This window comes from Arthrobacter horti, from assembly GCF_030731045.1.
Taxonomy (GTDB): Bacteria; Actinomycetota; Actinomycetes; order Actinomycetales; family Micrococcaceae; genus Arthrobacter_E; species Arthrobacter_E nanjingensis.
Window position 1 is genome coordinate 24,929 of sequence record NZ_JAVALS010000014.1, and the last position, 13,845, is coordinate 38,773.

16 protein-coding genes are annotated in these 13,845 nt (G+C 66.4%); 2 read left to right on the forward strand and 14 right to left on the reverse strand.

The genetic code is table 11. The annotated features are described in order from the left end of the window. Positions 1–11 precede the first annotated feature (11 nt). Positions 12–353: an Rv1322 family protein gene (locus Q9R02_RS14540; RefSeq protein ID WP_305997425.1), complete on the reverse strand. Its 342-nt coding sequence runs from the start codon at positions 351–353 to the stop codon at positions 12–14. A 39-nt stretch (positions 354–392) separates the two neighbouring features. On the opposite strand from Q9R02_RS14540, the gene nucS reads away from it, so the two are divergent. Next, entirely contained in the window at positions 393–1,088 is a 696-nt protein-coding gene (gene nucS / locus Q9R02_RS14545) for an endonuclease NucS (RefSeq protein ID WP_305997426.1), read from the forward strand. A 46-nt stretch (positions 1,089–1,134) separates the two neighbouring features. Beyond that, positions 1,135–2,367 carry an N-acetylglucosamine-6-phosphate deacetylase gene (locus Q9R02_RS14550; RefSeq protein ID WP_305997427.1) on the forward strand — a complete coding sequence of 411 codons (1,233 nt, stop codon included), beginning with the start codon at positions 1,135–1,137 and terminating at the stop codon, positions 2,365–2,367. Positions 2,368–2,454: 87 nt separating this feature from the next. Here the strand turns inward: Q9R02_RS14550 and Q9R02_RS14555 are convergent, their stop codons facing one another. From Q9R02_RS14555 to Q9R02_RS14615, 13 genes are all read right to left on the reverse strand, one after another. After that, a complete protein-coding gene (locus Q9R02_RS14555; RefSeq protein WP_305997428.1) occupies positions 2,455–2,886 on the reverse strand; it encodes a DUF2550 domain-containing protein in 432 nt (143 codons plus the stop codon). Positions 2,887–2,907: 21 nt separating this feature from the next. Continuing rightward, the gene (locus Q9R02_RS14560) at positions 2,908–3,183 is read right to left on the reverse strand and encodes a F0F1 ATP synthase subunit epsilon (protein ID WP_305997429.1); all 276 of its coding nucleotides are present in this window, start codon (positions 3,181–3,183) and stop codon (positions 2,908–2,910) included. 2 nt (positions 3,184–3,185) lie between these two features. Next, a complete protein-coding gene (atpD, locus tag Q9R02_RS14565; protein WP_305997430.1) occupies positions 3,186–4,640 on the reverse strand; it encodes a F0F1 ATP synthase subunit beta in 1,455 nt (484 codons plus the stop codon). Positions 4,641–4,724: 84 nt separating this feature from the next. Further along, positions 4,725–5,615, reverse strand: a complete 891-nt coding sequence (locus Q9R02_RS14570; protein ID WP_305997431.1) for a F0F1 ATP synthase subunit gamma — start codon at positions 5,613–5,615, stop codon at positions 4,725–4,727. Positions 5,616–5,705: 90 nt separating this feature from the next. Continuing rightward, positions 5,706–7,343: a F0F1 ATP synthase subunit alpha gene (atpA, locus tag Q9R02_RS14575; RefSeq protein WP_305997464.1), complete on the reverse strand. Its 1,638-nt coding sequence runs from the start codon at positions 7,341–7,343 to the stop codon at positions 5,706–5,708. A gap of 79 nt (positions 7,344–7,422) precedes the next feature. Further along, positions 7,423–8,250: a F0F1 ATP synthase subunit delta gene (locus Q9R02_RS14580; RefSeq protein ID WP_305997432.1), complete on the reverse strand. Its 828-nt coding sequence runs from the start codon at positions 8,248–8,250 to the stop codon at positions 7,423–7,425. Continuing rightward, positions 8,250–8,801, reverse strand: coding sequence for a F0F1 ATP synthase subunit B (locus Q9R02_RS14585; protein WP_305997433.1), 552 nt, complete (start codon positions 8,799–8,801; stop codon positions 8,250–8,252). The genes Q9R02_RS14580 and Q9R02_RS14585 overlap by 1 nt, the downstream gene beginning before the upstream one ends. A gap of 49 nt (positions 8,802–8,850) precedes the next feature. Then, the gene (gene atpE / locus Q9R02_RS14590; RefSeq protein WP_028264751.1) at positions 8,851–9,069 is read right to left on the reverse strand and encodes an ATP synthase F0 subunit C; all 219 of its coding nucleotides are present in this window, start codon (positions 9,067–9,069) and stop codon (positions 8,851–8,853) included. Between the two features lie 78 nt (positions 9,070–9,147). After that, positions 9,148–9,948, reverse strand: a complete 801-nt coding sequence (gene atpB / locus Q9R02_RS14595; protein ID WP_305997434.1) for a F0F1 ATP synthase subunit A — start codon at positions 9,946–9,948, stop codon at positions 9,148–9,150. Positions 9,949–10,032: 84 nt separating this feature from the next. Further along, positions 10,033–10,308 (reverse strand): AtpZ/AtpI family protein, encoded by a 276-nt coding sequence (locus tag Q9R02_RS14600; RefSeq protein WP_305997435.1) that lies wholly within the window; start codon positions 10,306–10,308, stop codon positions 10,033–10,035. Position 10,309: 1 nt separating this feature from the next. After that, the gene (locus Q9R02_RS14605; RefSeq protein WP_305997436.1) at positions 10,310–10,813 is read right to left on the reverse strand and encodes a Cg1360 family ATP-synthase-associated protein; all 504 of its coding nucleotides are present in this window, start codon (positions 10,811–10,813) and stop codon (positions 10,310–10,312) included. 109 nt (positions 10,814–10,922) lie between these two features. Then, positions 10,923–11,921 (reverse strand): MraY family glycosyltransferase, encoded by a 999-nt coding sequence (locus Q9R02_RS14610; RefSeq protein ID WP_305997465.1) that lies wholly within the window; start codon positions 11,919–11,921, stop codon positions 10,923–10,925. A gap of 5 nt (positions 11,922–11,926) precedes the next feature. Further along, entirely contained in the window at positions 11,927–13,780 is a 1,854-nt protein-coding gene (locus tag Q9R02_RS14615; RefSeq protein ID WP_305997437.1) for a nucleoside-diphosphate sugar epimerase/dehydratase, read from the reverse strand. Between the last annotated feature and the right edge of the window lie 65 nt (positions 13,781–13,845).

Here is a 13,845-nt window from a genome sequence, read left to right on the forward strand (position 1 = left end):
AAAAGCCTAAGTCAGCGGTAGCGGTAGGTGCGCCCGGTCCAGCAGCGGGTGTGCCAGTGGCGGCGCTCGGAGATCCCTGCGGCCTGGCCGAAGATGTGGTCCTCCTCCCACACGACCACGTGGGACATTCCGGGAGGGATGAGGCGGTGGCAACCGGGGCAGGTGTAGTCCTTGCCGGCCCGTAGCGCGGTCATGGTCCTGACCACCCAGACCCCGTCCGGGGCCACTTCACGGCGGTCGATGCCGATGCGGGCCCGGTCCAGCTCCAGGTCCGGATTCTCCAGCCGCCCTTGCTTGGCCGCCCCGGATGGGCCGGCGGCACTGCGGCGGCGGGGGCGGTTACTGCGGGGCATGGGTCCATTCTGCCAGGTGCTCCCGGTAGAGTTCTCTGCGTGCGTTTGGTGATTGCTCAGTGTTCCGTGGACTATGTCGGCCGGCTCAAGGCCCACCTCCCCCTGGCCAAGCGGCTGCTCATGGTGAAGGCGGACGGCTCCGTCCTGGTCCATTCGGACGGTGGCTCCTACAAGCCCCTGAACTGGATGAGCCCTCCCGCCACGGTGCGGGTGCAGGCCCCCGAGGACGCCGATCTGGAGACCGGGGTGAGCGAACAGTGGGTGGTCCAGTCCGCCAAGACCGACGACCGCCTGATCGTGAACATCCACGAGGTCTTCCACGACACCTCGCATGACCTGGGCACGGACCCCGGCCTCATCAAGGACGGCGTGGAGGCCGATCTGCAGCGCCTGCTGGCAGAGCAGATCGAGCTGCTCGGCACCGGCTACAGCCTGATCCGCCGCGAGTACTTCACGGCGATCGGCCCCGTGGACATTCTGGCCCGCGACGCCGACGGCGCCACGGTCGCCGTCGAGCTCAAGCGCCGCGGCGACATCGACGGCGTCGAGCAGCTCACGCGCTACCTGGAACTCCTCAACCGGGACCCCGTCCTGGCCCCGGTGCGCGGCATCTTCGCAGCCCAGCAGATCAAGCCCCAGGCCCGTGTCCTCGCCCAGGACCGCGGCATCGACTGCGTCACCCTGGACTACGACGCCATGCGCGGCGTGGACGACGCGGAGAGCCGGCTGTTCTAGGCTTCGACCATGGGCGCACCGGGCCGCCTGCCCGTAGACTCAAGGCATGTCTCTGGACCCCACCGTCTCCCCTGAGGACCACCGCACCATCCTGCGCGGACGCATCGTCTCCGACGGCGAAAGCGTCACCGACGGGCTCGTCGCCATCGCGGACGGCCGCATCGTCTATGCGGGTGCCGCATCGACCTTCCACGAGGCCGGCTTCGACGGCGTCGAGGCCACGCCGCTCCCGGAGGACGCCGTCCTGATCCCCGGTCTGGTGGACATCCACTGCCACGGCGGCAACGGCGGTGACTTCCCCTCCGGCCAGGAGGACTCCGCACGCACCGCCATCGACTTCCTGCACCGTGCCGGCACCACCAGCCTGCTGGCCAGCATGGTGACGGCCTCACGTGAGGATCTGCTCAGGGGCATCGAACTGTACGTGCGGCTCAGCGAGGAAGGCCTGCTCTCCGGCATCCACCTGGAGGGCCCGTTCCTCTCCGAGGCCCGCTGCGGCGCCCAGAACCCGGCATATCTCCTGAACCCGGACCTGGAATTCGCCGAGGAACTCATCCTGGCCGCGGGCGGCCAGCTGCGCACCATGACCTACGCGCCGGAGCTCCCGGGTGCCGCCGAACTCGTGGACCTGCTCACCATGCACGGCGTGGTGCCGTCCCTCGGCCACACCGATTCGGATGACGCCACGGCCGCCGCGTCCCTGGCCGCCGCACGCGACGGTCTCTCCGAGGGAGGCTTCGACGGCTCGGCGAGCCGTCCCACGGTCACGCATCTGTTCAACGGCATGCCGCCCATCCACCACCGCTCCCCCGGCCCCATCACGGCGTGCCTCCGCGCCGCCCAGGCAGGCCAGGCCGCCGTCGAACTCATCGCCGACAACACCCACCTGGACCCCCGCACAACGCTCACGGTCTTCACCCTGGTGGGCGCCGCGAACGTCCTGCTGGTCACCGACTCCATGGCGGCCGCGGGGCTGAGCGACGGGCGCTACATGCTGGGCCCCTCCCCGGTGACCGTCGACGGCGGCGTCGCCACCCTGGACGCCACCGGATCCATCGCGGGCGGCACGGCCACCCTCCTGCAGGTGGTGCAGCGCACCGTCGCCGCAGGGGTCTCCCTGGAGGACGCGGTCCGCTCCGCGACCGCGGTCCCCGCCGACGTCCTCGGCCTGGACGACGAGGTGGGCAGCCTCCGCCGCGGCCTGCGCGCCGACGTCGTGGTGCTCGACGCCGGCCTGCAGCTGGCGCGCGTCATGCGAGAGGGCCGCTGGCTCGTCTGAGCCGCCTTAACCAACTGGTCGGGTCTATCTGTCGCTTTGAGTAGTTCAAGGCGACAGATAGACCCGACCAGTTGGAAAAGCCGTGCATCAGTCCAGGCGGTTCAGCCCGGGCCGCGGCCCCGCCTCCAGCCAGGAGGACAGGCCCGTGTACTCATCGAAGCGCATGGCGAGCAGCAGTTCCTCGCCCGCGTAGTTCAGCTCCACCACCACGGTGCCGGGCTGGATCCGGGACGCTTCCCCCTCGCGGGGTTCACGGCGCTGGATGAGCTCCAGCTTGTTCCGCTCGAAGCTGTAGCGCGGTGTGGGGCTCAGGGAGAACATCCTGAACCATTCCAGCTCCGCCCCCTGGAAACGACAAACCCCCATCTGCCACTGGCCGGTGGCCAGGCAGATGGAGGCGTCGATGGTGCCCAGGGCGCGCCGCAGATTGATGCGGCGCACCCCCACCAGGCACAGGGCACCGAGGATGATCACAACGATCGCTGCGATGCCCAGGGTGACGACTACGGAATCGCCCATCTGGCGCGGACTGCTCGAGCCCTACGCCGCGACGGAATCGTTCAGCTGAGCATTGTCAGCCACGATCACCACTCGGTCATTGTCCACGGAGAAGAAGCCACCGTCCACGGTCACGTGGATACGGGTGCCCGTCACCGGCTCGATGGACAGCTCCCCCTCGGCCAGGATCGCCAGGAGCGGCGAGTGGCCGGGGAGGACGCCGATGGCTCCATCGCTGGTGCGGGCGTTGACCACCTTGGCCGCGCCGGACCACACGAAGTGGTCCGCCGCCACGATCTCAACGTCCAGTTCAGCCATGATCAGCGGGTCTCAGACTGGATCTTGGCCCACTGGCGCTCGACGTCGTCCATGCCACCGACGTTGAAGAACGCCTGCTCAGCGATGTGGTCCACGTCGCCGTTGCAGATGGCCTGGAAGCCCTCGATGGTGTCCTTGATGGACACGGTGGAACCCTCAACGCCGGTGAACTGCTTGGCGGTGTAGGTGTTCTGGGAGAGGAACTGCTGGATGCGACGGGCACGGGCCACGACGATCTTGTCCTCTTCGGAGAGCTCGTCCACACCGAGGATGGCGATGATGTCCTGCAGTTCCTTGTTCTTCTGGAGGATCTGCTTGACGCGCACCGCGGTGTTGTAGTGGTCCTGACCGATGTACTGCGGATCCAGGATTCGCGAGGTGGAGGTCAGCGGGTCCACGGCCGGGTACAGGCCACGGGACGCGATTTCACGGGAAAGTTCCGTGGTGGCATCCAGGTGGGCGAAGGTGGTCGCCGGAGCCGGGTCGGTGTAGTCATCAGCCGGGACGTAGATGGCCTGCATCGAGGTGATGGAGTGGCCCTTGGTCGAGGTGATGCGCTCCTGGAGGAGACCCATCTCATCGGCCAGGTTCGGCTGGTAACCCACGGCGGAAGGCATGCGGCCCAGCAGGGTCGACACCTCGGACCCGGCCTGGGTGAAGCGGAAGATGTTGTCGATGAAGAGCAGCACGTCCTGGTTCTGCACATCGCGGAAGTACTCCGCCATGGTCAGCGCGGACAGGGCCACGCGCAGACGCGTTCCCGGCGGCTCATCCATCTGGCCGAACACGAGGGCGGTGTCCTTCAGAACGCCGGCCTCTTCCATTTCAACCCAGAGGTCGTTGCCCTCACGGGTGCGCTCACCGACACCGGCGAACACGGAGGTGCCACCGAAGTTGCGGGCCACACGGGTGATCATCTCCTGGATGAGCACGGTCTTGCCCACGCCGGCGCCGCCGAACAGGCCGATCTTGCCACCCTTGATGTACGGGGTGAGGAGGTCGATGACCTTGATGCCGGTCTCCAGCATCTCGGTGGAACCCTCAAGGCTGGCGAAGCTCGGAGCCTTGCGGTGGATCGGCCAGTAGTCAGCGGCCTGGATCTCCGACTCGGCAACGTCCAGCGGCTTGCCCAGCACGTTGAAGATGTGGCCCTTGACGCCGTCGCCCACGGGCACGGAGATCGGGGAACCGGAGTCCTTCACCTGGGTGCCGCGGACCAGTCCGTCGGTGGCCTGCAGGGAGATGGCGCGCACCAGGTTGTCGCCCAGGTGCTGCGAGGTCTCAAAGGTGATGGTCTTGGTCTCACCATTGAGGGTGACCTCAGTGGTCAGGGCGTTGTAGATTTCCGGGATGGCGTCGGCCGGGAACTCGACGTCGACAACCGGCCCAATGACGCGGGCAATACGACCGGTGGCGCCGGCCGCGGTTGCAGCGTGCTCGGATGCGGTGGCAGTCATCTCTCTCACTTCACTCAGTAGATGGCGTGTGTTAAGTCTAAACGGTGGTACAGCCGCGAAGGCTGCGCCGGATCGCCGGCAGGGTCAGGACGCGAGGGCGTCCGCACCTGCCACGATCTCGGTGAGCTCCTGCGTGATCTCGGCCTGACGGGCCGTGTTGCGCAGTCGCGTGTACTTCTTGATCAGCTCGGTCGCGTTGTCGCCTGCCGACTTCATGGCACGCTGGCGGGCGGCCAGCTCGGAGGCGGCTGCCTGCAGCATCGCCGCGAAGATGCGGGATTCGATGTAGCGCGGCAGCAGAGCGTCCAGCACCTGCTCGGTCTCCGGCTCGAACTCGTAGAGCGGCAGCAGCTCCGTCGCCGGAGTCTCCTCCTCTTCCACGACCTCCAGCGGGAGGAGACGGACCACGGTGGGCTCCTGCGTCACCATGGACTTGAAGCGCGTGTACACGACGTGGATCTCCTCCACACCGCCCTCCGCGAAGTCCGTGGCGAAGTCCTCGAGGATGACCTTGCTGATCTCCTGAGCGGTGGAGTACTCCGGAGCATCGGTGCCGCCGGTCCACACTCGGGTGTAAGCGCGGGAACGGAAGTCGAAGTAGGCCTGTGCCTTGCGACCCACCAGGTAGGTCTTGACTTCCTTGCCTTCGCTGTGGAGCAGCTCGATCAGGCCTTCGGCCTGCTTGAGCACGCTCGCCGAGTAGGAACCCGCGAGGCCACGGTCGGCCGTCATGACGACGACGGCGGCGCGGCGCACCTGGGTGGGCTCGGTGGTCAGCGGGTGATCCACCTGGCTCTGGCTGGCGACGGCAGAAACGGCACGGGTGATGGCGTGGGCGTACGGCTGCGATGCAGCCACACGAGCGCGCGCCTTACCGATGCGAGAGGTGGCGATCAGCTCCATCGCCTTGAAGATCTTGCGCATCGACGTGGTCGAGGCGATCTTCTGGCGGTAGACCCGGATCTGGGCTCCCATACTTGTCCTTTCTTAGGATCTTGCGGATCCACGGCTCCGGTGCGGTGATCCGGGGCCGTCCGTCACCGGACGGCCCCGGATCATGCGCCTTTAGCGCTTCTGCTTGACGATCTTTTCCTGGTCCACGGACTCGCCCGAGATGGCCTCGTGCTCTTCGTGGCCGGCGCCGACCAGACGGCTGTCGCCCTCGCCGAAGAAGCCCTTCTTGAAGTCGGTGATGGCCGTCTTCAGAGCCTCGACGGTGTCGTTCTCCAGCAGGTTGGTCTGACCGATCGTGGTCAGGATGGAGGACTTGTGACGCAGGTGCTCCAGGAACTCGGCCTCGAAGCGGTTGATGTCCTCAACCGGAACGTCGTCCAGGTAGCCGTTGGTGCCGGCCCAGATCGAGACGACCTGGTCCTCCACCGGGAACGGCTGGTACTGGCCCTGCTTCAGCAGCTCCATGAGGCGGGCACCACGGGTCAGCTGCTGGCGGGAAGCCGCATCCAGGTCGGAGGCGAACATGGCGAACGCCTGCATGTCGCGGTACTGGGCCAGGTCCAGCTTCAAGGTGCCGGAGACCTTCTTCATGGCCTTGACCTGAGCGGAACCACCCACGCGGGACACCGAGATGCCCACGTCGACGGCCGGACGCTGGTTGGCGTTGAAGAGGTCCGACTGCAGGAAGATCTGGCCGTCGGTGATGGAGATGACGTTCGTCGGGATGTAGGCCGAGACGTCGTTGGCCTTGGTCTCGATGATCGGCAGACCGGTCATGGAACCGGCACCCAGCTCATCGGAGAGCTTGGCACAACGCTCCAGGAGGCGGGAGTGCAGGTAGAACACGTCACCCGGGTAGGCTTCACGTCCCGGCGGGCGGCGGAGGAGCAGGGACACTGCACGGTAGGCCTCGGCCTGCTTGGACAGGTCATCGAAGATGATGAGGACGTGCTTGCCGCCGTACATCCAGTGCTGGCCGATCGCGGAGCCCGCGTACGGTGCCAGGTACTTGAAGCCGGCCGGATCGGAAGCCGGGGAGGCCACGATCGTGGTGTACTCCAGGGCGCCCTTCTCCTCGAGGGTCTGGCGCACGGCCGCGATGGTGGACGCCTTCTGACCGATGGCGACATAGATGCAGCGGACCTGCTTGGTGACGTCGCCGGACTCCCAGTTGGCCTTCTGGTTGATGATGGTGTCCACCGCGATGGCGGTCTTACCCGTCTGGCGGTCACCGATGATCAGCTGACGCTGGCCACGGCCGATCGGGATCATGGCGTCGATGGCCTTCAGGCCGGTCTGCATCGGCTCGTGGACCGACTTGCGCTGGGTCACGCCCGGCGCCTGCAGCTCGAGGGCACGGGTGCCCTCGGACCTGATCTCGCCCAGATCGTCGATGGGCTGGCCCAGCGGATCCACGACGCGGCCGAGGAAGCCGTCGCCCACCGGCACGGAAAGGATCTGGCCGGTGCGGTGCACTTCCTGGCCCTCTTCGATGCCGGTGAAGTCACCGAGCACGATCACACCGATCTCGCGGACGTCAAGGTTCTGGGCCAGGCCCAGAGTGCCGTCCTCGAAGCGAAGCAGCTCGTTCGCCATGACGGAGGGAAGACCCTCGACACGGGCGATACCGTCGCTGGCGGCGGTCACGCGACCGACCTCGACACGCTCGGCGTTGCCGGGCTCGTACGATGCCGCGAAGTCGTTCAAGGCATTGCGGACGTCGTCGGCGTTGATGGTCAATTCGGCCATCTGCAGTCCCTGCTCTCCTGTTTCGTGATCATCGCTGCTCACGATGACCTGGTGTTCTGTGAAAAGTTGCTTGCCTGGCTCAGCTGGCAAGCTTGCGGCGCAGTTCGCCGAGTTTGGTCAGCACGGAAGCGTCAACCACTTCGTCCCCGACCTTGACGCGGATGCCGCCGATGAGCGTGGGCTCCACGGCGACGTTGACCTTCAAGTCCCGGCCGTAAAGCGCGTTCAGGCCCGCCTGCAGGCGGTTGAACTGCTCACCGGTGAGGGCACGGGTCACTTCCGCCGTGGCGATCCAGCGCTCCTGGCGCTTGGCTGCCAACTCTGCGAAGCGTTCCACCAGCTTGACCGGCTTGACGCCACGCGGGGCGACGACGGCCTGACGGATGAGAAGCTGTGCCTCTTCGCTCGCGTTCGGGACGAGCTTGAGGGCAAGCTCGGCTTTCCTCTGCGGGTCAGCTGCCGGATCCACGAGCGCGCTCTGCAGCTCGTGGCTCGAGGCGACCACCGTGTTGAAGGCGAACAGATCGTTCTCCAGGGTCTCGAGCCCGGATGCGCCGCCGCCGGCGGCAGCACCCTTGGACTCTGCGACGGCGATCGCCACGGTGGCGGCAATGGTTTCGAGCGCATCGCCGATGTCACGGGCGTCGGCCCAGCGAGAGGCCGCCAGCGAGGCGGCGATCTGCTCGGCGTCGGCCGAAACCTTGCCGGCCAGGATTCCGCGGATCAGTCCGGACTTCTCCTCCGCCGTGCGGGAAGGATCGGTCAGGGCCCGGCGCAGACCGGCAGAGCCGTCAAGCGTCCCGAGGATTCCGAAAAGCTCGTTTGCCAGGGACAGCGGAGCAGTGGAGAGCCGGGGCTCGACCTCTGCCAGCGCCGCCTTCAGCGATTCGCTCGATACACCTGCCATTACTGTGCTACACCTGCGCTCTGGGTCTCCAGATCGGCCAGGAAGCGGTCGACGACGCGACCGGCGCGTGCGTCATCCTCCAGGGACTCACCGACGATCCGACCGGCCAGCGTGGTGGCAAGGCTGCCGACTTCGCTGCGGAGGGAGACGACGGCGGCCTGGCGCTCGGCCTCGATCTGTGCGTGGGCCTGCTCGGTGAGGCGCGCAGCCTCGGCGGCTGCCTTCTCCTTGAGCTCAGCAAGAATCTGGGCGCCTTCGGCACGGGCCTCTTCGCGAATGCGGTTGGCTTCCGTGCGGGCATCCGTCAGCTGCTGCTTGTACTCTTCCAGCGCGGCGGTGGCCTCAGCCTGGGCCTTTTCGGCCTTGGCGATGCCGCCCTCAATTGCCTCTGCACGCTCGGCGAAGGTCTTCTCGAACATCGGGACAACGAACTTGACCACGATGAAGAGCAGGACCAGGAAACCGAGCAACACCACGATCATCTCGGTGATGTTGGGCACGAGAGGGTTAGGGGCTGACGATTCGCCCGATGCGAGAATCAGCTGATCCATATTCACCCGTCCTATCTACTCGTAACTGGTTTGGCGTTGGGCTGAAGGTTTACTTCAGAACGAACGCGAAGACCAGGCCGAGGATGGCGAGAGCTTCGGTCAGGGCCAGGCCGAGGAACGCGATCGGCTGCAGCACGCGCTGAGCCTCCGGCTGACGAGCCACACCGTTGATGTAGGCCGCGAAGACGAGACCCACACCGATACCACCGCCGATGGCGGACAGGCCGTAGCCGATGAGGTTAAGGGAGCCGTTGATGTCGCCGTTCATGGTTTTCCTTTCAGTCGCCGCGGAGCGGCTGTTACGGGGTTGCGCTTTCCCCGAGAGGGGAACTCGTGGAAAAAGTCTTTAGTGGCTGTCCGCGTGGAGAGCGCCCTCAATGTAGATGGCGGTCAGCAGCGTGAACACGTAGGCCTGCAGGACCATGATCAGGGCCTCCAGCATGTACATCGCCACGGCGCCGGCCAGGACCAGGACCGAGGTGCCCTTGAGCAGCCAGTTCTCCTGCGCGAGCAGGAAGTCGATGCCGGAGCCGGCGATCATGACGATGAGGTGGCCGGCCAGCATGGTCGCGAACAGACGGAGGCTGTGCGTGACGGGACGGACCACGAAGTTGGAGATGATCTCGATCGGGATGACGATCGGCAGGATGTACCACGGCACGCCGGACGGAACCACGGCGAGCTTGAAGTACTTCAGGCCGTTCTTCTTGACGCCGATCACGATCCAGGTGAAGTAGACCAGTGCCGCCAGCACGTAGGCGCCGCCCACGTGGGAGAAGGACGGGAGCTGGAGCACCGGGACGGCGCCGTAGATGTTGTTCACCAGGATGAAGAAGAAGAGGCTGAACAGCAGCGGGACGTACTTGATGAAGTCGTTGCCGCCGATGATGTCCTTGGCGATGCCGTTACGGACGAAGCCGTAGGCGGACTCACCGGCGAACTGGAGCTTGCCCGGGACGAGCTGGCCCTTGCGGGCCGCTGCCACGAAGAAGGCCGCAATGATGACCACGGAGAGGATCACCAGGAGCATCTGCTTGGAGAAGCCGTCCGCTGCACCCCAGGGCAGGATCGCCGGGAGATGCATTTCTTCAATACCAGGCGGGTTGAAAGAACCCGAGTCCTGAGCGGGGAGCGTAAGCGCGAACAACGCGTTTCCTCTCTGCAGTGTGTCCATCGTTGGGCATATGGCTGGGGCGTCAACGCTCGGCGAGCGGCTCTCCCCCATGTGAAATTATTCTGAAGGCTTGCGGGGTTTCCCGGGGTTCTCAGCCTGGTGTTTGAAGAAGCCGTGCTTCTGGGCGAGATAAAAACCACCACTGGCACCGAGTAGTGCTCCGGCGAGTACCAGCCAGTGGGTTCCCCACAGTGAATCCAGTCCCCACCCTATCAAACTCCAGACCAGGATTCCGCCGATGATGTAGCTGAAAACAGCCATCCCCGCGTTATATCCGCCATCCCCGGATTCTTCCGGTTCGGCACCGGTCCGCCGGCGCGGTTCTTTTGCCACGTCAGCGCCCTTCTTCCCGGTCCGTACGGTCGTCACGGGCCTGTTCCGGCGCATGGAACACCAGCAGCCGCGCCCGGGAGAAACCGTAAAGTTCAGCAATCTGCCACAGGATCACGGCGACCACCGCGGCCGTAACAAACCATCGTCCGTGCAACCAGGCCGGCGCGCCGAGGATCAGCAGCGCGACCCCGAAGACGACGACCTTGACGAAATACAGCGCGACCATCAGCCCGATGGCCCCCGAAGGGTTGTTCCGGCCCACATAGTGGCCGGCCAGCAGCGAGATCGCGAAGAAGACCATCACCAGCGCTCCCCCGCAGAGCACGGAGAGCATTCCCAGCCCGCCGTCGAGCATTCCGGCGACGATCGCGGTGAGCAGCACGCCCGCGGCTGAAGCCACCGAACAGAGCGCCAGGAGCCGGAGCCAGAGGGAACCGGAACCGTCCGCGGGCATCCTCAGCAGACCCCGGGGCGCCCTGGCGGGGCGGGGTGCGGATGCAGACATGGGGAAGCCTCACGGAGTGAAAGAGCGAGTGATGCGGCGGGATCGACACCCGTCAAACTTGAATTCTACACGAGATAGAACTACTCGTGCTCCGGATCACGTCCGGCGTTCAGGCGGCAGGCCGGATGCGCCGTCGCTGGACCAGGGACGGCAGGGCGAGATAGAGCACCAGCGTGAGCACCGCCAGCCCCTGAGCGATCAGCGCGCCTCCCAGGGGGGCGCCCGCGGAGAGGATGCCGCAGACGCCCGTGACCGCGCTGCAGCCGCCGACGACGAGCGATACCCCCACATGGCTGAAACCGACGTCCGTCAACCGCTGGTACACGTGCTCACGGTGGGATTCGTACCACCGCTTGCCCTGACGGTAGCGGCGGACCAGGGTGTATCCCGTGTCCGCAAGGTAGATCATGAGCGGCGAGAGCAGGTACTCGATGGAGATCCCCGCGAGGAAGCCGGCCACCGCCATCCCGGCGATGCCCCCGCCCAGCAGATAGCTGCCGACGTCGCCCAGGAAGACCTTGCCCCGCCCGAGGTTCCACGGGAGGAAGGCGGCGAAGGCGGCGGCCAGCACGGCACCGGCGACGGTCAGCCATGGCTGTCCGGCGAGGGCGCCGCCGGTGGCGTACAGGACGCCGACCACCAGACCGTGGATGCCGGAGATGCCGTTCACCCCGTCCATGAAGTTGGCCGCGTTGATGTACCCGCTGATGGCGAGCACGCCGAGCGGAAGCCACCACCAGGCGACGTGCAGATTGGTGATCATGGCCGCGGTCACCACGACCCCGAGCAGCAGCTGGGACCCGGCGCGCACGCGGATGGAGAGGCCGCGGATGTCCTCGATCCAGCCGAGGGCGGCGGCCGCCAGCGCGCACGCGGCGACGGCCAGGGCCAGGAAGCGGTTCCCGTGCACCGCCTGGGTCAGGACACCGGTGACGAGCCCGGCCAGCACGCCCAGGCCGGTGGCGAGGCCCATGCCGCGGAGCGTGAGCTCGGAATGGGACGAACGCGCCGTCGGGACGTCGATGACGCCGAGCCGCACCAAGAGCGGTTTGACGGCCCACGGGGCGAGCAGCGCGACGATGAACGTCACGGCCGCGGTGAGCAGCATGGGGATCACGAGCCCACCCGTCCGAGATCCACAGGGTCCTCGGACTCCTCGTCCGCGATGCCGGAGGTTCCGAGCTTCTCCTCATCGAGGCGGCAGGCCTCCAGCCATTCCGCCAGGTCCAGCTCGGCGGGATCCAGCGGCTGCGTGAGGGCCTGGGAGATCTTGGGGTGGATGCGCGTGGCGTTGATCTCGCCGTCGCCAATGAGTTCCTCGTGCATCTTCTCGCCGGGGCGCAGCCCGGTGAAGACGATCTCCACGTCCCGGCCGGACATGGCGATCATCCGCTGGGCCACATCCAGAATCCTGACGGGCTGCCCCATGTCCAGGAGCATGACCTCACCGCCCTGGCCGATGGCTCCGGCCTGGATCACCAACTGGCATGCCTCCGGGATGGTCATGAAGAAGCGGGTGACGTCCCGATGGGTCACCGTCACGGGTCCGCCGACGCGGATCTGCTCGGTGAACAGCGGCAGCATGGAGCCGCGGCTGCCCATGACGTTGCCGAAGCGCACGGACACGTAGGGACGCTCGGTCTCCCGGGCCATCCAGGCGGTCAGCCGCTCGGCCATCCGCTTGGAGTGTCCCAGCGCCGTGCTGGGATTGGCGGCCTTATCCGTGGAGATGTTCACGAAGCGGCTCACACCCACCGCACGGGCTGCGCGCAGGACGTTGAGCGAGCCGAGGACATTGGTCTTCCAGCCCTCCGCGGGGTACTGCTGCAGCAGGGGTGCGTGCTTGAGCGCGGCCGCGTGGAAGACCACCTCCGGCCGGCGGGCCTGGAAGATCGCGTCGAGACCCGCCTGATCCCGGATGCTGCACAGCACCGTGTCCTGCCCGTTGAGCAGGCCGTGGCCGGTCAGGGTGATCTGCGTGTGCTGGAGAGCCGTCTCATCATGGTCCAGCATGATGAGCTCTGCCGGGCCGAACTGGCTGATCTGACGGCACAACTCGCTGCCGATGGAACCGCCGGCGCCCGTGACGATCACGCGGCGGCCGGAGATGTACCCGGCGATCTTCTCGACCTGGATGTCGACGGGACGGCGCCCGATCAGGTCCTCCACCGAGATGTCCCGGAAATCGGAGAAACCCTGCGGGGCTTCGCTGCTGAGCATCTTGTTCAGGGGCGGCAGCACGAGGACCCGCACATTGAGCCCGGACACGCTGTCCGACACCCGGGTGACCAGCTCGCTGTCCACATTGGCGAAGGCCAGGACCAGGACCTCGGCCTTGGTCCGGTGCACGATCGACCGGATGTCCTCGCCCCGGCCCAGGACCTGGACACCCGAAAGGCGCAGATGTTTCTTGCCCGGATCGTCATCGATCAGGCCGACCGGGTAGTACGGGGAGTCCTGATCCTGGATCATGCGGGCGACCAGTGAGTTCCCCACGAAACCCGCGCCGTAGATCAGGGTGTTCCGGGCGCTGTCACCGGGACGCGACTTCGCCTCGCGGTAGAGCCGGCGCAGATACCGGATGCCGGCCATGCCGATGCACGCGATCGGCGCCGCGATCAGCGCGACGCTGCGTCCGACGTCGAACTGGCGGTAGCCCACCATGAGGATCAGCGTGGTGACGGCGGCGACGATGAGCGTGACGATCAGCAGCGCCTGCACCTCGCCGAAGGAACCCGACTGGTAGCGCCCGCGGTAGATGGACAGCAGGTAGCCGAAGATGAGCTGTGCGGCCGCGGCGATCCCGGTCACTGCCAGAAGCCCCGGGAACTGCGCCCACTCGACATGAAGCTCATAGCGCAGGACGAGGGCCAGCCCCATCGCCAGGAACCAGCAGAAGGCGTCCAGGATGAACTGGATCCATTCCCAGGAGCCGGTCCTGTTCTCAGCAGTCTTGGAGTACGACAATGGCCACCTTGCTCGAAAAATCAACTGGGGGAGGACTCTCCCGCCCTGATATCCCCCGGCTCCGG